Origin of the sequence: Natrinema salaciae, assembly GCF_900110865.1 — an archaeon.
In the GTDB taxonomy this organism is placed as follows: domain Archaea; phylum Halobacteriota; class Halobacteria; order Halobacteriales; family Natrialbaceae; genus Natrinema; species Natrinema salaciae.
Genome location: NZ_FOFD01000004.1, coordinates 568,997 through 589,800 on the forward strand (window position 1 = coordinate 568,997; position 20,804 = coordinate 589,800).

General features: G+C 64.0%; 21 protein-coding genes. 13 read left to right on the plus strand and 8 right to left on the minus strand.

The genetic code is table 11. The annotated features are described in order from the left end of the window. Positions 1-82: 82 nt before the first annotated feature. Together BMX07_RS16325 and BMX07_RS16330 are read right to left on the minus strand one after the other, a co-directional pair. Positions 83-1,246, minus strand: coding sequence for a CARDB domain-containing protein (locus BMX07_RS16325; protein ID WP_090619607.1), 1,164 nt, complete (start codon positions 1,244-1,246; stop codon positions 83-85). Between the two features lie 55 nt (positions 1,247-1,301). After that, positions 1,302-1,829, minus strand: coding sequence for a hypothetical protein (locus tag BMX07_RS16330; RefSeq protein WP_245742137.1), 528 nt, complete (start codon positions 1,827-1,829; stop codon positions 1,302-1,304). 556 nt (positions 1,830-2,385) lie between these two features. Between BMX07_RS16330 and BMX07_RS16335 the strand changes: the two genes are divergently transcribed. The 6 genes from BMX07_RS16335 (at position 2,386) to BMX07_RS16360 (ending at position 10,415) form a co-directional block, all read left to right on the plus strand. Continuing rightward, entirely contained in the window at positions 2,386-5,001 is a 2,616-nt protein-coding gene (locus BMX07_RS16335) for a vWA domain-containing protein (protein WP_245742138.1), read from the plus strand. Between the two features lie 56 nt (positions 5,002-5,057). Continuing rightward, complete coding sequence (locus tag BMX07_RS16340; RefSeq protein WP_090619612.1) at positions 5,058-6,107, plus strand: hypothetical protein; 1,050 nt, start codon at positions 5,058-5,060, stop codon at positions 6,105-6,107. 213 nt (positions 6,108-6,320) lie between these two features. Further along, complete coding sequence (locus tag BMX07_RS16345; RefSeq protein WP_090619617.1) at positions 6,321-6,893, plus strand: DUF7344 domain-containing protein; 573 nt, start codon at positions 6,321-6,323, stop codon at positions 6,891-6,893. A 1-nt stretch (position 6,894) separates the two neighbouring features. After that, positions 6,895-8,193 carry a hypothetical protein gene (locus BMX07_RS16350; protein ID WP_090619619.1) on the plus strand — a complete coding sequence of 433 codons (1,299 nt, stop codon included), beginning with the start codon at positions 6,895-6,897 and terminating at the stop codon, positions 8,191-8,193. Positions 8,194-8,284: 91 nt separating this feature from the next. After that, positions 8,285-8,599 carry an EMC6-like membrane protein gene (locus BMX07_RS16355; RefSeq protein ID WP_090619621.1) on the plus strand — a complete coding sequence of 105 codons (315 nt, stop codon included), beginning with the start codon at positions 8,285-8,287 and terminating at the stop codon, positions 8,597-8,599. 1 nt (position 8,600) lies between these two features. Further along, on the plus strand, positions 8,601-10,415 hold the full coding sequence (locus BMX07_RS16360; RefSeq protein WP_090619624.1) for a ribosome biogenesis/translation initiation ATPase RLI: 1,815 nt from the start codon (positions 8,601-8,603) through the stop codon (positions 10,413-10,415). 47 nt (positions 10,416-10,462) lie between these two features. Here BMX07_RS16360 and BMX07_RS16365 read toward each other — a convergent pair whose 3' ends face one another. Beyond that, positions 10,463-10,984 carry an archaemetzincin family Zn-dependent metalloprotease gene (locus BMX07_RS16365; RefSeq protein ID WP_090619627.1) on the minus strand — a complete coding sequence of 174 codons (522 nt, stop codon included), beginning with the start codon at positions 10,982-10,984 and terminating at the stop codon, positions 10,463-10,465. 39 nt (positions 10,985-11,023) lie between these two features. On the opposite strand from BMX07_RS16365, the gene BMX07_RS16370 reads away from it, so the two are divergent. From BMX07_RS16370 to BMX07_RS16380, 3 genes are all read left to right on the plus strand, one after another. Continuing rightward, entirely contained in the window at positions 11,024-11,431 is a 408-nt protein-coding gene (locus BMX07_RS16370) for a UPF0146 family protein (RefSeq protein ID WP_175480176.1), read from the plus strand. Between the two features lie 80 nt (positions 11,432-11,511). Then, positions 11,512-12,177 carry a metalloprotease family protein gene (locus tag BMX07_RS16375; protein WP_090619630.1) on the plus strand — a complete coding sequence of 222 codons (666 nt, stop codon included), beginning with the start codon at positions 11,512-11,514 and terminating at the stop codon, positions 12,175-12,177. Between the two features lie 62 nt (positions 12,178-12,239). Then, positions 12,240-13,121, plus strand: a complete 882-nt coding sequence (locus tag BMX07_RS16380; protein WP_090619633.1) for a TIGR01548 family HAD-type hydrolase — start codon at positions 12,240-12,242, stop codon at positions 13,119-13,121. A 55-nt stretch (positions 13,122-13,176) separates the two neighbouring features. Here BMX07_RS16380 and BMX07_RS16385 read toward each other — a convergent pair whose 3' ends face one another. The 3 genes from BMX07_RS16385 to BMX07_RS16395 all read right to left on the minus strand — a co-directional run bounded on the left by BMX07_RS16385 (position 13,177) and on the right by BMX07_RS16395 (position 15,770). Beyond that, positions 13,177-14,457, minus strand: coding sequence for an RNA-guided endonuclease InsQ/TnpB family protein (locus tag BMX07_RS16385; RefSeq protein WP_090619635.1), 1,281 nt, complete (start codon positions 14,455-14,457; stop codon positions 13,177-13,179). Between the two features lie 195 nt (positions 14,458-14,652). Further along, entirely contained in the window at positions 14,653-15,102 is a 450-nt protein-coding gene (locus BMX07_RS16390) for a response regulator (protein WP_090619638.1), read from the minus strand. Positions 15,103-15,218: 116 nt separating this feature from the next. Then, positions 15,219-15,770, minus strand: a complete 552-nt coding sequence (locus BMX07_RS16395; protein ID WP_090619640.1) for a Rieske (2Fe-2S) protein — start codon at positions 15,768-15,770, stop codon at positions 15,219-15,221. A 126-nt stretch (positions 15,771-15,896) separates the two neighbouring features. Here BMX07_RS16395 and BMX07_RS16400 point away from each other — a divergent pair, with 126 nt between their 5' ends. From BMX07_RS16400 to BMX07_RS16415, 4 genes are all read left to right on the plus strand, one after another. Then, on the plus strand, positions 15,897-16,136 hold the full coding sequence (locus BMX07_RS16400) for a hypothetical protein (protein ID WP_090619643.1): 240 nt from the start codon (positions 15,897-15,899) through the stop codon (positions 16,134-16,136). A gap of 123 nt (positions 16,137-16,259) precedes the next feature. Then, positions 16,260-17,918, plus strand: a complete 1,659-nt coding sequence (locus tag BMX07_RS16405; RefSeq protein WP_090619646.1) for an acetate--CoA ligase — start codon at positions 16,260-16,262, stop codon at positions 17,916-17,918. 94 nt (positions 17,919-18,012) lie between these two features. Continuing rightward, entirely contained in the window at positions 18,013-18,435 is a 423-nt protein-coding gene (locus BMX07_RS16410) for a universal stress protein (RefSeq protein WP_090619648.1), read from the plus strand. 128 nt (positions 18,436-18,563) lie between these two features. Continuing rightward, positions 18,564-19,397, plus strand: coding sequence for a GNAT family N-acetyltransferase (locus tag BMX07_RS16415; protein WP_090619651.1), 834 nt, complete (start codon positions 18,564-18,566; stop codon positions 19,395-19,397). Between the two features lie 70 nt (positions 19,398-19,467). Here the strand turns inward: BMX07_RS16415 and BMX07_RS16420 are convergent, their stop codons facing one another. Together BMX07_RS16420 and BMX07_RS16425 are read right to left on the minus strand one after the other, a co-directional pair. Next, positions 19,468-19,974 (minus strand): DUF2391 family protein, encoded by a 507-nt coding sequence (locus BMX07_RS16420; protein ID WP_090619654.1) that lies wholly within the window; start codon positions 19,972-19,974, stop codon positions 19,468-19,470. A gap of 50 nt (positions 19,975-20,024) precedes the next feature. Continuing rightward, on the minus strand, positions 20,025-20,765 hold the full coding sequence (locus tag BMX07_RS16425; protein WP_090619656.1) for a hypothetical protein: 741 nt from the start codon (positions 20,763-20,765) through the stop codon (positions 20,025-20,027). Positions 20,766-20,804 lie beyond the last annotated feature (39 nt).

The following is a 20,804-nucleotide window of genomic DNA, read 5'->3' on the forward strand; positions in this document are numbered from 1 at the left end:
CGTTTCGTTTGCAGGCGTATAAAGCTCGCGAGGGAACACACCGCGAGTCGGTCGCCCGACCCGACGGGGGCACCACTCCGTCCTATCGAACGAACGCCCACCGGCGGTTCGCGGCCACCGCGAGGAACAACAGTCCCGCCGTCGCCGGCGGCGCGAGCGCCGCCGTCGTCGCCGCCGAGAGCTCGCGGTTCCGGATCGAGATGCCGGCTCGCTCGTCGACGGTCACCGTCCCTGCAGGGACGCCGCTGACTCCGACCTCGTAGCGGCCCGACTCGTCGAATCGACGCTCGACGGTCACCGTCCGCGCGCCGTTCGCCGGAATCGAGACCGCACGGCTGTCGACGACGATGCCGTCGACCGCGAACTCGAGCGTGCGGTCGACCCGCGTATCGGTGGGGTTCCGAACGGTCGCACGAACGCGCGCCGCGTCACCAGCGGTGACGGACGGGTCGTCGACGGACGCGTTGACGACGTGAATCGGCGGTCCGTCGACCGTGACCGGTCGCGTCTCCGCCCCGTCGACCCCGACCTCGTACGTCCCCGGCCAATCCATCGCCCGGACGAAGCGGACCGATTTCGTCTCGTTCGGCTCGAGCGCGAACGATCGCCGGTCGACGACGGTGCCATCGACGGTCAACCGGGAGGTCACGTTCCCGCTGTCGCGCCCCTCGTTCCGGTACGTCGCGTTGACCGTGACGGTTTCGCCGGTCGCGAGCGTCGTCGGCGAGACGTCGAGCGACGTGAGGTTGACAGCCGGGGACGGAGGCACCGTCTCGGGCGGTCCCCCCACGGACGACCCCTCGTCTCGGTAGCGCACGTTCACTGTGAACGTCTCCGTCCCGCTCCGGGCGACGTGCGTGTCGACCGCGACACCGACGCTCGTGGTCTCGCCGGCTGCGGGCTCGAGCGGGTTCGAGTCGGTGATCGTCGCACTGGGATCGCCGCGCTCGTAGAAGGAGAGCCCGGGAACGTCGTGGTCGATCCAGATCCGTTCGACGGCGTCGTCGGTGACGGTGATCGTAAATACGTCGTCCGCGGTCGTCACCGCGCGGTCGTTGAGCGCCTCGAGATCGAGTCTGATTTCGCCGTCTTCGACCGTCGCGTACTTTCCGTTGGAACTCGGTGCCGGCTCGAGAACGACGTCCTCGGTTGGCGTATCAGTCTGGATCGTGACTGCTGCCGTCGGCACTACAAATGCGAGGATGAGTACCGAGAGTAGTAGATACGATATGTTGGGGAGGTGCATTTGGCGAAGCGACAGCCACGAGCAGTCAATAGGTTGTGGTGACTCGTTCGGTCACTTACACGGCAGCCAGGATACTGATACTGGTGATATAGCCACTGGCGGTGCTGAGGTCGAAGCTCGTTCCAGGGTCACCGACGCCGATAACGAGAGAGATCTCCTGGGTTGGATCCGTCCCGCTCTCTTCAGTGAGAGTAACCGACGATCCGGTCGAGCCGTCCCCGACGATCGAACTACTGCCGTCGGTGAACGCGTATTCGATCGTGAGGGAGTTTCCGTTGCCGTCGTTGAGGGTGTTTTCGATAACGACGGAATAATCGGTCAGAATGGACGGGCTCGTCTGAATATTCCCATCAGCCGAGTAAATGCTCAGGTTGATGCTGTTCGATCCGTTGTTTATCGCACGAAAGAGGGGGTTGAACTCCGTCTCCGCATCGACGTTGAGCCCCGAGCTCGATCCGAGCGAATCGAACGACAGCTCGAGCGTCCCGTTGCTTATCGTCGATGCTTCCGTGTATGCAGTATTACCGTCAGTGTCGTCGAGGCTGAGCGCACCAGATCCGTCTCCGGCGACGGAAACGGTCACGTCTCGTGTCGCTTCCACGCTACTAAACGCACCCGTTCCGAGCGCGGCTCCGCCGCCCGCGACGATCGTTCCCAGTCCGACTAACACATTGCGTCGATTCATTCTCATTGGTATGATCTCCGTTCCACGCCCCGGCACCCATCTACCGCCAGTGCCAGAACGCAGTTCTTACTCGCTACCACGAACGTCACCCACTTTGTATTGAGTATCCAGAACGGGCGAAAGATCGGCCATACGGCCGTTCAAGGCGTCCCTGAACGCTCGAGAGCGGTCGTCGAGCGCCCGCGGGTTCCCTGCGGGCCCCCTCGACCCACTCGATGGCTCGGACGATCGCAGCGCGAGCGTGCGTCGATCAGGTACGGGCGTCGGACCACAGCTACCCGCCAGTCGGAGCGTGGATGAAGCGACGGCAGGCCGAGGCTGCCACACGGTAGCACGGAATCGCCGTCAGCAGGTCGCAGAAGCTGCTCAAGAAGCTCTTGAGCGTCCGCCAGTCGTTACAGCAGTCTGAATAATCATACATGTTTTTATGATACGTCTCGAGTGTATACGGGTAATGGGTGAAAGAAACGGGGGCGATGGGAGTACCGCTCGGACGCAAGACCGAGCAGCGAGCCCCATTGTCGGTATCGTCTTGCTGTTCGGTTTCGTTATTGTCGGCGCACTGCTGGTGTTCGTCGCCGGATCGGCGATGTTCGACGCGCTCGAGTCGCAGGCGCACGGGGAACAGAGCGAACAGACGCTGAAACAGTTCGACAAGGACCTCACGACGGCCGGGATACAAAACGACACCTCGGGATCCGTCTATTTCGACGAACAGACGGAGAACAAGATCGTGAGCGATGGGGAGCTCAGGGTGACGGTCTCGGACGGGTACGTGAGTAACACGAGTCGGCCGATCGAGTTACGCACTCTCGTGACGACGGACGGGGGCGGAAACGAGTTTGCGTACCAGGCCGGCGGCATCTGGCGGGTGAACGACGATCGAGCGACGGCCGTCTCGGACCCGGATCTCCGGTACTACACGGAGAGCGTCAACGACGAACAGGTGGGACGGGTCGACATTTCACCGGTCACGGTCGACGGGACCGTCGGTACCGGCGAGCACGCGATCCAACAGGCCAGTTCGGAGACGTTCCACTCGTTCGGAAAAGACATCGAGTACGTGAACTACGTGACCGTCGAGGTTTCCGACACGGCCTACCATCACGGCTGGTACGACTTCCTGAAAGACGAGTTCAATGCGACCGACGAGAGCGAGGTTTCGGCGGACTGCACCAGCCCTGGGAACGTCGACGAGAACGTCATCTGTCACGACGAAGCGGGAGAGACGGTTACGGTCGTCGCGACCGTCGACGGGCAGACGCCGCTCGCGAACCTCGTGGACATCGAGCCGACGGTGTACGGCGGCCTGTATCTCGAGGGGACGTCGGACAGCCTCGACTCGACACTCGAGGTGAACGGATACGACGATAACGTGATCGGAACCAACGAGACCGAGGACCTCTTCCTCGCGAATTACAACACGTACAAGCTCGAGAACAACGCAGAGGTAACCGGGATACCGGTCGTCAACGGCGAACTCGGTTCCAGGGGGAATCCGGATATTTCCGCGATCGGATACGGTCTCACCGTCAACCCGGTGCACAACAGGGGACCGTTCGACGCGAACAACAGCGCGTACTGGTTAGGTGCGAGTGTAAACGACAGGGATGCACTCGCGACCGAGTTGTCCAGTTCGTACAGCGATATCGCCGACATCAACGGCGAGATCGACGACGTCCGGACGAACTATCTCGACGGGAATCCGACGGCCAGCGGGACCGTCACCGCGGGGATGTACGACGGAGCCGGCTCGATCGGGACTGTCGATTCCTCCGACGGAAACGTTCACATCGGCGTCGACGGAAACCTCAATCTCGCGGGCGTCACCGTGAAAGGGGACAACCAGACGAGTATCTACGTCGACGGCAACGTCGAACTCTCGGACGTCGAGATCCAACCCGACGACCGGGCGAACGCCCTCTGGGTGTACGCCTCGAACGACTCGACGATCACGATCAACGACGACTTCCAGGGCGTCGTCTACGCGCCGGGTGCCGACATCGAAATCGCCGATGGAACGACGATCGACGGCGCGATCGTCGCCGGAAACGACGTGGGAATCGGCGACAACGTCGAGATCAACTTCGATCGGTCGCTACGGTCGGACACGCCGCTTTCGCCCGCCGACGAAAACAAGATGTTCGAGTACGGGGAGACGAGACCGCCGCTCGACGCGACGTTCGTGCTCGACCGGTCCGGGTCGATGGGGCCGCACAAGTCCGTAATCGACAGGGAACGGATAGAGGGCGACGACTGGGAACCGATTCCCGTCGACCAGCCCTTCCGGAACGAGAATTACGGTCTCGATATCGAAGTTCGAAACACCACCACCGGGGACGTCAAACGCCTCGGATCCAACGACTACGCCGACCCCGATAACTGGCAGGAGATCCGCGTCATAGAGCATTGTGGCTGGTACTATTGCTACGATACCACCACCATCGAGGTGTACCAGCATCCGGGCAACGATCCAGGCAGGGTCCGCGTCGATGCGACCAGGGACTTCATCAACCTGATGAACGAGTCGAACGGCGATCGAGCCGGCGTGTACGAATTCAACGGCCGTGGAAACGTGCTTCACCACCTCGACTCGGACCTCAACGCGACCAAAGCGGACGTCGTCGGCAGGGCGAACGGCGGAACGAGCATGGGTCACGGTCTCAAGGAAGCCCTCGACGACTACAGAGTCAACGGAAAGTCGGGGCAAGAACGAATCGCGGTGCTGTTGAGTGACGGGCAAAACAACCGCGGCGGCGACTCGTACATGGATACGCAAGTCCGAGAGGCCAAAGATCTCAACGTCACGCTCTACACCGTCGGACTCGTCGGGCCGAGAGATAGCTCGATCCCGGAGGGGAAACTCGAGAACTGGGCCCAAGACACCGGGGGAGAGTTCTACAAAGCGGAAAACTCCACCGCCCTCCGTGAGATCTTCGAGACGATCGCCAAAGACGAGGTCCAGGTCGACCAGAACATCCAGATGGGCATTTCCGTCACCAACGAGCGGGAGACCACGAGCGGCTACGCGATCAGCGTATCCGAGCAGACGGTGGAGATCAGCGACTGAACGGCAGGCCCGTCCGCGATCGGTATCGGACCGTTCGAGGGAGGTGAACTAATTTCATGGGGAACGCGATCAAGCGAGCCGGGCTGCTCTGTCTGCTGCTGGGAGCGGCGACGCTACTCGCACCCACGTTCGGGTTCGATTTAGCGGCCCTCGATCGCGGTCTCGAGGCGAGCGTCGCGGACGACGAGCAAAACGCGCTTCTCGGGTTGGAATCGACGTACGACGGGACGACGATCGAGTACGAGACGGGGTTCTTCGGCTTCCCGTCGACGGATCGGAGCGCCGAAGTCGTCGCGGTAGAGAACAACGGCGAGAATCCACTCGACGTCGAGGTGACCGTATCCTCGGTTCGCTGGAACGGCGGCGACGACAGACGCGTTCTGCGCCCGGTCGACGGAACGGCGACACTCGAGAGCGGACAGCGCGATACCATCGATCTCGAGTGCAGTCGCGACGTCGCGGCCGACGCCGAGAACGCGGTCGTCGGACTGGATATCGACGCGTCCGGATCACCGGTTTCAGTGGACCGCCAGGAGTACGAGATCACGGGCGTCTCCTTCGCGTGCGAGGGAACGCAAAGCGCCGGCAGCGGCGATCCGGACGAGATCGTCCCGATCGGTGAGACCGACCTGACGCTCGTCGACGGATCGGCCACGGCCGAGACGTCGACCGGCGGGTTCCAGCAGGAAGACAGTCGAGTCACGTTCGACGTTCGAAACGACGGCACCGACGACGTGACGGTGACCGGAATCGGCGTGCGAAACACGACGAGCGACGCGAACGAGGTCTACTACTGTGCCGAGTACTGGTTCTTCGGGTGCACCGCAACGGACGACGAAGTGACGATCGACGGAACGACCAACGGAGCCAGGAACGTCGACGAGGCGATCACGATCGGCGAGGGCAACACCTACAGCCTGGACGAGAACGCGACGATCGCGACCGGCGATACCGCCACGGTCGCGCTCGAGCAGTTCCGTGAGGACGGGTTCAACAGTCAGGTCGACATGCGCGGAACGGAACTGACGGTGCTGCTCGTCGTCGAGGACCCGGCAAACCCCGGCAACGAAATCGGGATCGAAACGGAGATATCGATCCCGGCGTAGTACGCGAGAATTAGTTCCATATTGATAACTCGAATCGGAACCGGGTGGCGGCCGAAAGAATCGACAGCGTTTCGCCTCGCCCTGCTGACGGGTGTCGGTGATGCTGACGCCGAACGGTACGCAGGAACGTGCCACGGAAGACGCCGATCGGGTCGAGACGTTGGCAACAAGCGTTATGTATCAGTAGACCTGTTATTCATACTGATCAGGGGGATGGCAACGACAAGCGAGAGCCAGCCGGCCCAGACGGGGCCTGCGGCCGACGACGCCCAGTCGAGGGAAGGGGAAATTTTCGACCTGCTGAGCAATCAGCGTCGCCGGTACGCCATCCACTACTGCAAGCGCGAAGCCGGCCCCGTCACGTTGGGTGACCTCGCCGAGCACGTCGCCGCCTGGGAACTCGAGAAGGAGGTCGAGGAACTCACGTCGGCCGAACGGAAGCGCGTGTACACGTCGTTACAGCAGAGCCATCTGCCGACGCTCGAGCGAGCCGACGTGATCGAGTTCGACGACCGAACGATCGAACTCACCGACGAAGCGGCGGAGCTGGACGTCTACCTCGACATCGTGCCCGGCGATTCGGTCCCGTGGGGCGTCTACTATCTGGGGCTGACCGTGATCGGGACGATCGTGATGGCAGGGCTGTGGCTCGAGGTGTTGCCGACCGAGACGATACCGGAACTCGGCTGGGCGACGGCGGTCTTCGCGCTGTTCGCCGTGTCGGCGGTCGTCCACGTGGGACAGAACCGACGAATGCGACTCGGCGGGATGGAGCGGCCGCCGTAGTATGGCTCGACTGTGGACCCTCGTCGCGGTCTGTCTGATTACCGCTGGCCTGATCACGATGGCCGGTCCGACGTTCGGATTCTCGTCGCTCGCGGCCGATCGCGGGGTACAGGTGGCCTCCGTAGACGATCCGAACGCGTATCTGGGGGTCGTCGACAACTCGGGATCGGCCGATGCAGATATCGGAAACAGCAACGACGAGAGTTTGCTGTACTACCTCAACGACAATGCGGGCGAGTTCTCGAGTGCCAGTGCGATCAGCGCCAACGTGACCGGGTTCAACGGCGAGGCAACGAGCCTCAACGCGCGCGTCGAGGCCGATAGCGGGTCGAACGACTACGTCGTCATCGTCGACTGTGGGAGTTCGAATCGGAAAGGGGACGGAACCGTCACGGTCGACCTCGTCGCAGCGGAGGGCATCCGGGTCGAACTGGAGCGGACGACCGCACAGACGATCAGCGTGAACTGCCGCGGTGGCGGCAACGGCAAGACTGGCGACGGGTTCGACGACCTCCGAGTCGGTGACGTGGACGCGTACACCTCGCCCGGAGACGACCGACAGGAGTTCGCGTTCACTCCCTCGAGCAAACTCAACTCCGGAAACGGTGAAGTCAGAATCGACCTGAACGATGCACACCCGGACGCGGTCGACTACGAAGCGCCACCGACGTACTATCCCGACGTGACGCTCCACCAGGGCAGCGGATGGGTGGAGTACGACGGGAATACCCACGAGATCGTATATCACGCAGGTTCACAGGATAAAGCCGGAAACGAAATTCGGCTCTCGGTCGGAGATTACGCATCCTACGAGCCAAGCGGCCCACACGAAGTCACGTTCACTCGGACGAAATCGGGGGCGCAGGGGAACACGTTCTTCAGCGTCGTCGACACGGGAACCACACCACTCGAGAACGTCGACGTGAGCGACGTCCCACCGGACTCACAGTACGACGACGGTGAGTCACAGACGTTCGCGTTTACGTTTGGACTCGAGCCGAGTGGCAGTGATCAGCTCGCTATCGATCTCACGGAACCGCAAAACGGCGGCGTCGACTATTCGCAGATCGACTGGGGCGGAGACGCTCGTGGAATTACCGTCGTGAACGGCGGGGGCAGCGCGTGGTACGATTCAGATACCAACGAAATTCGGTACCAAGTCGACGGAGATTCGAAAGGAGATCGGGTCGAAATCCGGGTCAAGGGATACGCCACCGATAGCAGCGGAGGTCCGTACGAGGTCCCCATCCGCTGGGAACGGGCGGGTGCCAACGAGAGCGATTCGTTCGTGATCGGATAAGAGACAGCGTTAGTGAGCGCAAAATGCGGTCCGAACCCGTTTCGCCACCGAACCCGAACGCCTTTTTAGCGCCCGCCCCGCAGTTGCTCTCATGTCGACCGAATCGATCAGCGACCGGCGCGAGCACATCCGCTCGGTCAGCGTGACGGCGTTGTCCGCGCTGCTGGGCGTCGGTGCGGCGCTGGCCTCCGCGACCTGGGTCGGGGTGTCCGACGCGGCGGCCCAGAGCACGCAGGCGCTCGCCTTCGTCTTCGGCGCGATCTTCGTCCAGTACGTCCTCATCAACGCCGCGGGGATCTACGGCGAGGACGAGTTCGGGACGAAACATTACCTGTTCGTCGCGTTCATGACCTTCGCACTGTGGTTCGTGACGTGGGGAATTCTCCTCACCGCGGAGGCCTCCTGAAATGGCCGACGACAGCATCGCCGTCGTAGATCTGGACCGATGTCAGCCGGACCGGTGTGGCTACGAGTGCAAGAACTACTGCCCGCCGAATCGAACGGGCAAGGAGTGTATCACCCTTCGCGGCGAGGAGGCCGACGAAGGCCAGCCCGAACAGATCCACATCTCCGAGGAGATCTGTCTGGGCGAAACCTGCGGGATCTGCGTCGAGAAGTGTCCCTTCGACGCCATCGAGATCATCAACCTCCCGCAGGAGCTCCAGGACGAGCCGGCCCACCGCTACGGGGAGAACGCCTTCTCGCTGTACGGGCTCCCCGCACCACAGGACGGGCAGGTCACCGGCATCCTGGGACCCAACGGGATCGGGAAGACGACGGCCATCCGCATCCTCGCCGGCGAACTCGAGCCCAACCTCGGGCGTCACCAGGAGGAGCCGGGGTGGGACGAGGTGCTCGAAGCCTACCGCGGCACCGAACTGCAGGACTACATCGCGGACGTGCGAGACGGCGACGTCACGATCGCGCGAAAGCCCCAGTACGTCGACCAGATCCCGAATAGCTTCGACGGGAACACCCGCGAGCTGCTCGAGCGGACCGACGAGCGCGGTGCCCTGGGGGAGCTGGTCGAGCGGCTCTCGATCGGTCCCGTCATGGAGCAGTCGATCGACGACCTCTCGGGCGGCGAGCTCCAGCGGGTCGCCATCGCGGCCACGCTGGCACGGGACACGGACTTCTACTTCCTCGACGAGATCACGCCGTACCTCGACATCGGCCAGCGCGTGACGGCGGCGCGGCTGATCCGCGAGCTCGCCGAGGACGAGGACAAGTCGATGCTCGTCATCGAACACGACCTCGCCATCCTCGACCTGCTCGCGGACACGCTCCACGTCGCGTACGGTGAGCCGGGCGCGTACGGCGTCGTCACCTCGCCCAAGTCCGTCCGCAACGGCATCAACGAGTACCTCTCGGGCTACCTCGACAACGAGAACATGCGGATCCGGCCGAACCCCATCGAGTTCGAGGAACACGCGCCCCGAACCGCGACCACCGCCGACGCGCTCGTCGAGTACCCCGACCTCACCAAACAGTACGGCGACGGCGAGTTCTCCCTCGAGGTCGAGGGCGGAACGATCCGCGAGAACGAGGTACTCGGCATCGTCGGTCCCAACGGGATCGGGAAGTCGACCTTCGCGAAGCTGCTCACTGGAAATCTCACGCCCGACGCGGGCGACGCCGATCTCGATCTGGACATCTCGTACAAGCCCCAGTACGTCACCATCGACCAGCACATGCGGGTCGACGCCTTCCTCTCGTCGATCACCGACCAGTTCGGCTCCTCGTACTGGAACACCGAGATCGCCCAGCCGCTCCAGTTAGAGCGGATCATGGAGCAGAACCTTTCGGATCTCTCCGGCGGTGAGCGCCAGCGGGTCGCCATCGCGGCCTGTCTCTCCGAGTCGGCCGACCTCTACCTGCTCGACGAACCCTCGGCCCACCTCGACGTCGAACAGCGCGTCCAGGCCACCAAAGCGATCCGACGCTACGCGGAACAGCAGGACGCTACCGTGATGGTCATCGATCACGACATCTACATGATCGATCTGCTCGCGGACCGCCTGATGGTCTTCGACGGCGAGCCCGCGGTTCACGGTCGCGCCGGCCAACCGCAGTCGATGCGCGACGGGATGAACGAGTTCCTCGCGAACCTCGAGGTCACGTTCCGCCGGGACGAGCGCACCTCGCGCCCGCGGATCAACAAGCCCGACTCGCAGTTAGATCGACAGCAAAAGAGCGACGGCGAGTACTACTACGCGCCGTAAGCCACAGTCAGCGACAGCCCATAGCCGCCGAGACGGAACGCCGACCCTCAGCTTATCAGCCGCTGACAGGTCCCACAGAGGTTCTCCTCTTTGATGTCGACCTCGCGGACCGTCGGCGAGAAGTTCATCACGCAGCGGTTGTTGTCGCAGTGCTCGAGCCCGTAGGTGTGGCCGATCTCGTGGACGATTTCCTTGCGGACGCGGTCCTCGAAGATGTCGGCGGCGCTCTGGTTCGAGAAGCCGCCGTCGCTCGAGGTCTGGAGGCGGTAGGTGGAGACGACGCTGCCGCTCCCGTCGAGGTAGGCCAGCCCGAAGACGTAGTTGCGTCGCCGGTAAAAGAGGTCGTGGGGGGTTATCGCGATGTTCTTCTGGCCGCTGCCGACCCGTTCGGCCAGTTGGATGAACGTCTCGGCGGAGTACTGGTTCCGGTCGGAGTCGTAGGCGCCGTTGGGGACCGACTGCGAGTCGTTGATCGACACGTCGCAGTCGTAGACCGATCGAAGCGCCGTGGAGGCCGCCCGCTTGACCTCGGCGGGGACGTCCCCGACCGGCACGATATCGACGAGCATAGCAAGGGCTATGGCCGCGGGTGGCATAAACGTCCCGCCGTGGCCCACTCTCGCCGGAATCTCGATGTCATACTCGATTACCTAACGGAGTACGAACAGGTCGTCGAGATCGGAATCGGCCGCCGGACCGAGCTGGCTCGAGCGCTCGCGGACCGAGGCGTGTCGGTCACCGCGACGGACGTCTACGACCGCGACGTTCCGGACGGCGTCGGATTCGTCCGCGACGACGTCGTCGACCCCGATCCGTCGGTCTACGCCGGTGCGGACGCGGTGTACGCGCGGAACCTGCCGCCGGAACTCCACCGGCCGGCGCTGGCAGTCGCCCGCGACGCCGAGGCCGACTTCCTGTTCACGACGCTCGGCGGCGATCAGCCGGCGGTGCCGGTCGAACGGAAGACGGTCGAGGAGGGGACGCTGTACGTCGCTCGAGCGGTCGAGTCGCCGTAACGGTCGGATCGCGGTCGACACGACGGCGCTGACCGGTCGGTTCGAATGAGTTATCAGATCGCGGTTCGTTTCGAGGAGCGATGGCTATCGGAATCGACCACGTCTTCGTGGTTGCATTCGTGGTCGTCGTACTCGCGTGGCTCGCCGGCGTCGGCCACCTGCTGTCGATCCCGTTTCGACTTGCCGCCGCGCCCGGGACCGTCGTTCACGAATTCGCTCACAAGCAGGCCTGCGATCTGGTCGGCGTGCCCGTTGTCGAGGTCAAATACTTCGGGCTCGGAAATCCGCCGGGGTACGTCCGCCACGGCCACCCCGAACGGTATCGGGAGACGTTCGTGATCAGCGTCGCTCCGTTTCTCGTCAACACTGTCATTTCGTTCGTCACCTTTCTCGGTCTCGCCGTGGTCGTGACGACGGCCGTCGACGGTCGATCGCCGCCGCTCGGGCTTCCAGAGCTGCTCGAGGTCCTCCGGAGTGTCTCAATCACGACGCTCGCGCTGGCGATCGGGCTCGGCTGGGTCGGCCTTGCCGTTGGCGTGAAAGCCTTCCCGAGTTTCGGCGACGCGAACACGCTGTGGACTCGGTCGCGGGCGGAGTGGCGGCGGTCCCCGATCGTCCTGGTCGGAATCCCCGTCGTCGTCGCCATTTACGTCGTCAATATTCTCTCGTGGCTGTGGGCCGACCTGCTCTATGCCGTGGGAATCGGGATCGTCGCGTTCGCCGTCGTCGGCACAGTGGGTATCTGAACGCGACCCGCTCGTCCGTCGAATTCGATCCACTTTATCCCTGCCCGCCCATTTATCGGGGTATGAACGCAGATGCCGTCATTCTGGACATCGACGGCGTGCTCGTCGACGTCGCCGACTCCTACCGGCGGGCGATCGTCGAGTCCGTCGAAGCAGTCTACGACCGGACGATCCGCAAAGACGACATTCAGGAATTCAAAGACGCGGGCGGGTTCAACAACGACTGGGAGCTGACGTACGCAGCCGCGCTCTACGTTCTCGCGACCGAGGAGGGCTACGGCGAGTCGCTCGAGGCGTTCACCGACGCGATCGCCGCCGCGGGCGGCGGTCTCGAGGCGGCCGAAACCGTCGTCCGCGAGGCGACCGGCGCGCGGGCGACCCAGCGCGTGACCGAGCGCTGGGACCGCGAGCGGCTCCGCGACGTCTTCCAGCAACTGTACCTCGGCGACGAACTCTATCGGGGGCTCGAGGGCGGCGAGCCGGACCTCGACCGCGAGACGCCGGGATTCATCCACGACGAGCCGGTGGTGCTCGACGCCGAGGCTCGAGACCGATTACTCGAGCGGTACGACGTCGGCGTCCTCACTGGCCGTCCGGAAGCGGAAGCCGAAATCGCTCTCGAACGGGTCGGACTCGACGACGCGATTCCGGTCGATCACCGGTTTACGATGGACGACTGGGAGGAGGGAAAGCCACATCCGCGAGCGCTGACGACGCTCGCGGAACGGTTCGGCGCGAACAGCGTCGTCTTCGTCGGCGACACGCTGGACGACGTCCGGACGGCGGTCAACGCCGCCGAGGCAGATCCCGGCCGCGAGTACCGCGGAATCGGCGTCCTGACCGGCGGGCTGACCGGCGAGGAGGGCCGGCGGAAGTACGAGCGAAACGGTGCCGCGGCCGTCGTCGAGTCGATAAACGCGTTACCGGACTGGCTCGAGTCTTGACATCCTCCCCGCCCTGACGGGCGAGGATTCCCGACCGCGTTTGGGATATTGTGGTTTACGACGTAGCCTGTTCTCGCGGTGCGAAGCATCCGCTCTCTGAATCGAACAGGTACACCGAAGGCTGTGCCAACCAGCCGTTACTCCTATCACCGCCATCCGTGGCGAGACTCGGAGATACTTTCTGGCGAATGTTCTCAGCACCATTCACGTCCGCGTTCGCTACTGTATCACACTCGTCGCAAACGTACAGGCCGCGTTCAACACGGTTTGCATCACGCTTGCGACCACAGCACGAACACGACTTCGACGTATCCCGCTCAGACACTTGTTCGACCGTGATGCCTTCCATCTCGGCCTTGTACTCAAGCATCGACGTGAAGCGGTCAAACGCCCACGAGTGCAGATCGAGGTTGCCATGCTTGCCCCAGTTTTTCGACTCGCCGTTCTCCTTATCCTCGCGGATACCGGAGAGGTCGCCCACCACAATCGTTCCAGCACCCTCCTCGACACACCGTTCAACGATGTGCTTCGAAAGCGTATGGAAGTAGTGGGTGCGGCGACCCGACTTCTTCTGGTGCAACCGATTGGCTTGCTCAGAGTCCGAATCGTTACACTGAGCAATTTTCTTGCTGAAGTAGTAGTTGTCCTGCTTCAAGCAGTTGAGCGGATACAGCTCGCTATGACCGTCTTCGTAGGCGAGAGCGGCGAAGTTGTTAATACCGAGGTCAACACCCACGGTTTTCTCACCGGGCGATTCAGCAACCTCGATTTCAACCTTACAGACGAAGTGCAGTTCCCACTCGTCACCCGTCCAGACTGCCCGAACCTGTTGGACGCTCTCCACAGTGGAAAGGTCAACATCAAGACGAGTCTGATACTCGCAAAGGATGAAGTCCGACCAGTATTCTTTGAGGTTCGACCCCTTGGAAAGTCGGACTCTCTCGTACTTGGTGTCGAGTTTGAATCCTGCGGCTTTGAACGTGACCGTGCTTCGGGGATGTTCGTCACCGTGTTTACGGTACTTCGGCGGGTTTGCCCGTGTGTCTCCGTTTTGTCGTTTACCGTACCAGCCGGTGAACGCTTCAGCGAGTTCTTGAAGGACTCGCTGACTTGACTGAGAATGCAGGTCATCATAGCGTTCGTGCGACTTCAGGTACGAGGTGAGTTCGTTGTGACCGGGGACGTGTCCGATTTCATTCCACACGCGGTCACAGACCCACCGTCCGACGTTCCAGAGTTTCGAGGCTGAGAACCCGAGCGAATCAAGGTCGTCAGACACCCGTTTCTGGTTCCGGATGGAAGCAGTATAGGTGCGGGTGACAACCTGTTTCGCCATATGTAACCTATGTAGAAAAACCTACTTGAAGGTGTGGGTTCGAGCGTGGAATATCCAATCGTGCAATCGACGGTGGACGGTGACAGGGAATGTCGGATTCATCCCCGCCTTTCAGGGCGGGGCTTTCTCCTCGCACTTCCGTAAGCTCCGGTGGGGCCGGGACGGCTGCGCCGGCGGGCGTGTTCCGACGCGCCGTCACGTCCGGTCGCGCGGCAACCGGACGAACGTCAGCCAGAAGTCCTCGAACGATCGGCCGAGCTCGATGAACTCGTCCGGTTCGACCGGTTTCTGGACGTACGCGTTCGCGTGGAGGTCGTAGGATCGGGCGATGTCTTCCTCCGACGCCGAACTCGTCATCACGATCACGGGGATCGAACGGAGTGCCGGCTCGGACTTGAATTCGGAGAGGATGTCGGCACCGTCGACGTCGGGGAGTTGAAAGTCGAGGAGGATCATGTCCGGCCGCGGACTGTCCGCGTGCTCGTCGCGCTGGTGGACGAAATCGAGGGCCGCCTCGCCGTCGGTGACGGTGTAGATCCGGCTGGCGATGTTCGCGTCTTCGAACGACTCCGAGAAGAGGCGCGCGTCGCCGGGATTGGGTTCGACCAACAAGATGGTGATCGCGTCCTCGATGGGCGGAGACATACCAATCGTTGGCGCGAGCCGCAAAAGAAGTATCCGGTTACGTGAGACGACAGTACCGGTCGGATGCGGGTTCCGGACGACGGCCGTGACGTGAGCGAACGGTTCGGGTGGGCGGGTCAGGCGGCGGGGTCGTCCAATCGGCGGCACGAATCGAATCGCTCGTCGGTCAGGTAGACGTCCCCGTCGCGAACGGCGACGCCGATCCCCTCGAGCGCGGCCCCGCGACACGGGCCGGCCGTACAGACGCCGTCATCGCACTCGAAGCGCGCACCGTGTTCGTGACAGACCAGTTGCTCGTCGCGGACGATCGCTCCGGGGCCGGGATCGAGTCGGACGTCCGGCTCGTGCGGACAGGAGTTGCGCCACGCGGAGACGTCGTCGCCGTCCCGACGGAGGATCAGTTCCGTCCCGCGGCGGTCGCGCCGCGCCTCACACCGGAGCGTCCCGTTCGTCGGGACGGCCGCGAGCGGAGCGATACGGCGGGGGTCGTCGCCCGCGGTCTCGCCGTCGACCGCCTCGGTATCGTCGTCGCCCGAACTCCGTCGGTCTCCGTCGACGCTGAAGCGAAACGTCGCGTCGGCGGTCGACACGTCGCCCTCGTCGTCGTAGATACGGACGGACGTCGACTCGTCCGCTCCCTCGAGCGTTACCCGCACGGAATCGGTCATGCAACACTATTTTCGGCCAGCCTAAAAATACGTTCCGGACCCGCCGGCGGGGTCCGAGTCGCGCGGCCGGGTTCCGCCCTCGAAAACACGCGGTACCCCTTTAGGGATGCTCCGTGAAGACCGGGTATGGACGATTCGAACGTCACCGTCGACGTCGAGGTCGAAGTCGAAGTGGACTCCAACGAACTCGAGATCGAAGTCGGAGACGAGCGGGAGTTCGAGGGCGAACTCGAGGCCGGCGGCCTGACCATCGAGGTCGAGGCGGAGGTCGAGGTCGAAGGTGAAGGCGAGAGCGAAAGCGCCGAGGAAGCGGAGTCCGAGGAAACCGAAGAGAAGGCAGAGTCCGAGGAAACCGAAGAGGACTGATCGGTCACGTCGCAAGGCTCGACGCCCGGGTCGACGTGCCGCCGCGGTCCGCCCGAGCCAGCACGCGCTCGCGATTCTCGCGCGTGTCGAAAAACGCTTGTACTGCCCCCGGTACCTGCCAGCATGGCCTGGACGATCATGCCGACCGTCGAGGAGTACGAGCGGGCCCGCGAGACGTTCGCGTGGGACCTCCCCGACGAGTACAACCCCGCCGTCGACTTCCTCCGGAAACACGAGGACACGAGTCGGACGGCGCTACGGTACGAGACGCCCGACGACGGCCTCGAGACGTACTCGTTCGACGATCTCGACGACCGGTCCGACCGCCTCGCGGCCGCGCTCGCCGACCTCGGCGTCGAGGCCGGCGATCGAGTCGGCGTCGTGGTCCCGCAGAAACCCCAGAATCCGCTGACTCACCTGGCGAACTGGAAACTCGGCGCAGTGTCGGTACCGCTGACGGTACTCTTCGGTCGCGACGCCTTGCAGTACCGACTCGAGGACAGCGAAGCGAAAGCCGTCGTCGTCGATCCGAGCGTCCGCGAGACCGTCGACGAGATCCGCGGGGAGTGCCCGGCGCTCGAGGCCGTGATCGAACTCGGCGACGGCGACTCGGTCGCGGGTGACGCGTCCGCCTTCGACGACCTCCTCGCCGGATACGAGCCCGGAATCGACGTCTACGACTCCACGCCGGAAACGCCGACGGCGATCATGTACACGAGCGGGTCGACCGGGCCGCCGAAGGGGGTCCGGCACAGCCACGCGCTCTGGCTCGGGCGGGCCGCCGCCGCGTACAACTACTTCGATCAGGGGCTCGCCGAGGGCGAGGCCACGCTGTGGACCCCGGCAGACTGGGCGTGGGGAGCCGCACTCGGCGGGACGCTGTTCGCCGCGTGGCACCACGGCTGTACGATCGTCGGCTGGCCCCGCGACGGGTTCGACCCCGACGCGGTCTACGGCCTCATGGAGCGCCACGAGGTGACCGAGGCGTTCATGCCGCCGACCGCGCTCCGGATGCTGACGGGCGTCGACGACCCCGAAGACCGGTACGACCTCTCGCTCGAGACGTTCGCCTCCGCCGGCGAACCGCTCACGTCGGAGGTCGTCGACTGGGTCGAATCGACGTTCGACGACGTCGCGATCAACGAATTCTACGGCCAGACCGAACTCAACCTCGTCGTCGGCAACTCGGAGACGTGGTTCGACACGCGGCCGGGAAGCATGGGCAAACCGTTCCCCGGCTACGAGGTCGCGGTGCTCGACCCCGAAACGCACGACCGGCTCGAGACCGGCGAGGTGGGCGAACTCGCCGTGAAGCCGGGCGATCGGCGGGTCTTCTTCGACGGGTACCACGGCCTCCCCGAAAAGACGGCGAGCAAGCGGACGGAGAACGGGTGGTTCCTGACCGACGACCTCGTCGAACGCGACGCGGACGGCTACCTGTGGTTCGTCTCGCGGGCCGACGACGTCATTCTCACCAGCGGCTACCGCGTCGGCCCGATGGAGGTCGAGGACGCGATCCTCACCCACGAGGCCGTCGAGCAGGTCGGCGTCGTCGGCGTCCCCGACGACACCCGCGGCGAGGCGATCAAGGCGTTCGTCAAACCCGCCACCGACGAGTACGACCCCGACGCGCTCCGCGACGAGATCCGCGAGCTGGTCCGCGACCGGCTCGCCGAGTACGAGTACCCGCAACACGTCGCGTTCGTCGAGACGTTGCCGACCACGACGACCGGCAAGATCCGCCGCCGCTCCCTGCGGGATCGCGAGACGACCGGCGAGTAGCCATCGGACCCCGCGGCGAGAGTGACGCCGAACCGCCTCCGAGACGACGGGAGCCGCAGTCGGTTTTATAATCACCCCATGCGAATTTCTCCCTATGTATCGCGTCTTGATACCCGTCGACACCAACGAGGACCGCGCGCTGGCACAGGCCGAGTACGTCAAATCACTGCCGAACGCGTCGGAATCCGTCGAGGCTCACCTCCTGTTCGTCTTCACCGAGGACAGCGACGACCTGCCCCAGGAGTTCGAGAAGTTCAAGTCCGCCTCCCGGATCGGCTCCGTCCGCCGCGCACAGGAGGCCCTCGAAGAAGCCGGCATCGAGGTGACGATCCTCGAGGACAGCGGCGACACCGAGGAGGACATCCTCGAGGAAGCCGCGGCCTACGACGTCGACTCGATCGTCCTCGGCGGCCGGAAACGCTCCCCAGTCGGCAAGGCGATCTTCGGCAGCACCACGCAGGGCGTCATTCTCAGTTCGGATCGGCCGGTGGTCGTCACCGGCGGTGGCGGGTCGTAGTCGCCCGGGAGGTTCCCACGCGAATCGAGCGATCCGGGCGGGATCAGAGCCGCGGGCGAAGCGGTGTCCGTCGATCCCCATGTTCCCGCCGGCAGCCATCTTATCCGGATCGATACCGAGTATTCGGTATGGAGATTCGGGAACCGGAGCCGGACGAGGCGGCGCGGATTCGGGAGGTCGTCGATAGCTCGATGACGACCTCGTTCAGGCTCAGTCCGGGACAGATCGACGGGATCACGGACGACCAGTTCGCCGACGACGCCATCGCCGAGAAACTCGGCGACGAGAACACGCTGCTTCAGGTCGCCGAGAGCGGTGCGGACATCGAGGGCGTCGCCATCACCGGGTTCGTCGAGGGGCGACTCGAGGACGGGTGGGGCGAGGTGAACTGGCTGTTCGTCGATCCGGAACACCGCGGGCAGGGTATCGGGACGGAACTGTACGAGGCCGCGACGGACACGCTCCGCGACCGCGGTGCCGAGCACGTCTGCGTCACCGTCCTCGAGGCAAACACCGAGGGCCACCAGTTCGTCGAGCGCTTCGGCCTCGAGCACGACGGCGACCGGCGCATCGAGGTCGCCGAGGAGTCCCTCGTGAAGTACGTGTATACGGACGCGGAGGCGGACGCTGCGCCCCCGTCGACGTCGGAGGCGGAAGCGGCGGACGAGGAGGACGCAGCGGCGGCCGAGTTCCCCGAAACGGCGGAGACCGACGGCCACCTGACGGCGACCGACGACGGAAAGACGGTGTACATCGCTCGCGACGAGGCCGAGTCCGGCACCGCGGCTCCGTTCTTCGTCTCCTACGAGGACGCGGACCACGCGGAACAGTACGGGTATTACTGTTCGAACTGCGGCTCGCTCGACGTCTCGATGAACAACATGGAACGGCTCGAGTGCAGTGACTGTGGCAACTCACACGCAGAACGATCCGAGGAGTCGTACGACGACTCGCACCTCTAGGCTCTCACTGCGCGGACCCGAAATCGTCCGCTCGTCTCGAGTCGGCCGCTCGGAACCGTACTCCCCGTCGTTACTTCGCGAAGATGCTGTCGGCGGTCGCCGCGCCGACGACGCTGAAGACCGAGCCCACGGTCACGGCTTTGAACGTGGTCAGTGCGCGCTCGCAGGAGGTCGCGACGCTCTCGAGGGACGGGCCGGAGGAGCCGACCAGGAGCCCGGGGTCACAAGCGGTCGCGGCGTCCTCGAGAAACGTCCTGGGGGCACCGAACAACAGCGCGAGGACTGTCACCGAGCCGAACGTAACGACCATCAGCGAGATAAACCGGATCGGAACGCCGGCCACCTCCTGTTCGTCGTCGACGTCGCGGGTCGTGTCCGCCTTGTACAGCGCCGCGTAGCCGATCGAGAAGACGATCGCGACGATCGCGAGTGCCTGCAAAATGTGCATGTTCCCCGCGAGCACCCAGACCTCCTCCGTGACCACGAACGGGCCGGCGAGCAGGAACCCGCCGACGATCTGCTGGGCCGAGTCCGCGAGCCGGAAATCGCGCGGCCGACGCGGGCGTCGAAGCTTCATAGCGGGGGATTACGACGGAACGATAAAACGCTCCCGTTTGATGAACCCGGTTACACGAACAGCAAGAGGATAGCATAGCCACCCGCTCCGGCGGCAAACGCCCAGAACCGACTCTCGCGGTCCGCGGGTAGCTCCTCCTTGATCACGTTCAGAACGATCCCGCCGGCCAGGAACGGCACGAACACCGCGAGGAGGAGTTCGGCCTCCTCGAGGGCGTATCCACCCACGAATCCGGCGATCACCGCCGCCGACAGCAGCCACCGAGCGCGGTGGTGATACGCCGCGCCGTGGTGCTCCCGAAGGCTGTCGTCAGTGACGAGAAAGTGTAACGCCATCGCGACGAAAAACAGGAGGATGCTACCGAGTTCTCGATCCAACAGGAGGTAGCCGATTATCGCGTTGTAGACCGCAAACGACCCCACGTGGACCCAGAACACGCCCCCGTCGTCCGCGTCGTCGTTCCGTCCCGAGTCGGCGCTGGTCCGGCGAGCGAGTTGCTCGAGACCGTAGAAGGTGACGAATCCGAGGAGCGCGAGCAGATAGCCGTGGTGTTCGGCGGACGCGGTCGGTCCCCCGTAGGTCTCGAGCGTCGTCGCGGCTTCCCCGATGTCGGGGAGGAGGTGGACGAACACGTACGCGACCGAGACGCCGCCGGCGGCGGACAGCCACCGGCTACGGGGAATCCGGCCGCCGAATCCCAGGCGGCCGGCGAAGAGGTGAACGAGCGCGAGAGCGATCGCAAGCGCGGGAGTGAGAACCGCCTCGAGCGCGAACGACCCGATGGAGATCATCGTTCGATTGCGTACACCGGCGACGAAAATGTAGGTTCG

Coding starts and splice junctions, on each gene's coding strand:
- BMX07_RS16325 (WP_090619607.1), bottom strand. CDS start 1,246: ATGCACCTCCCCAACATATCGTATCTACTACTCTCGGTACTCATCCTC.
- BMX07_RS16335 (WP_245742138.1), top strand. CDS start 2,386: ATGGGTGAAAGAAACGGGGGCGATGGGAGTACCGCTCGGACGCAAGAC.
- BMX07_RS16340 (WP_090619612.1), top strand. CDS start 5,058: ATGGGGAACGCGATCAAGCGAGCCGGGCTGCTCTGTCTGCTGCTGGGA.
- BMX07_RS16345 (WP_090619617.1), top strand. CDS start 6,321: ATGGCAACGACAAGCGAGAGCCAGCCGGCCCAGACGGGGCCTGCGGCC.
- BMX07_RS16350 (WP_090619619.1), top strand. CDS start 6,895: ATGGCTCGACTGTGGACCCTCGTCGCGGTCTGTCTGATTACCGCTGGC.
- BMX07_RS16355 (WP_090619621.1), top strand. CDS start 8,285: ATGTCGACCGAATCGATCAGCGACCGGCGCGAGCACATCCGCTCGGTC.
- BMX07_RS16360 (WP_090619624.1), top strand. CDS start 8,601: ATGGCCGACGACAGCATCGCCGTCGTAGATCTGGACCGATGTCAGCCG.
- BMX07_RS16365 (WP_090619627.1), bottom strand. CDS start 10,984: ATGCTCGTCGATATCGTGCCGGTCGGGGACGTCCCCGCCGAGGTCAAG.
- BMX07_RS16375 (WP_090619630.1), top strand. CDS start 11,512: ATGGCTATCGGAATCGACCACGTCTTCGTGGTTGCATTCGTGGTCGTC.
- BMX07_RS16380 (WP_090619633.1), top strand. CDS start 12,240: ATGAACGCAGATGCCGTCATTCTGGACATCGACGGCGTGCTCGTCGAC.
- BMX07_RS16385 (WP_090619635.1), bottom strand. CDS start 14,457: ATGGCGAAACAGGTTGTCACCCGCACCTATACTGCTTCCATCCGGAAC.
- BMX07_RS16390 (WP_090619638.1), bottom strand. CDS start 15,102: ATGTCTCCGCCCATCGAGGACGCGATCACCATCTTGTTGGTCGAACCC.
- BMX07_RS16395 (WP_090619640.1), bottom strand. CDS start 15,770: ATGACCGATTCCGTGCGGGTAACGCTCGAGGGAGCGGACGAGTCGACG.
- BMX07_RS16400 (WP_090619643.1), top strand. CDS start 15,897: ATGGACGATTCGAACGTCACCGTCGACGTCGAGGTCGAAGTCGAAGTG.
- BMX07_RS16405 (WP_090619646.1), top strand. CDS start 16,260: ATGGCCTGGACGATCATGCCGACCGTCGAGGAGTACGAGCGGGCCCGC.
- BMX07_RS16410 (WP_090619648.1), top strand. CDS start 18,013: ATGTATCGCGTCTTGATACCCGTCGACACCAACGAGGACCGCGCGCTG.
- BMX07_RS16415 (WP_090619651.1), top strand. CDS start 18,564: ATGGAGATTCGGGAACCGGAGCCGGACGAGGCGGCGCGGATTCGGGAG.
- BMX07_RS16420 (WP_090619654.1), bottom strand. CDS start 19,974: ATGAAGCTTCGACGCCCGCGTCGGCCGCGCGATTTCCGGCTCGCGGAC.
- BMX07_RS16425 (WP_090619656.1), bottom strand. CDS start 20,765: ATGATCTCCATCGGGTCGTTCGCGCTCGAGGCGGTTCTCACTCCCGCG.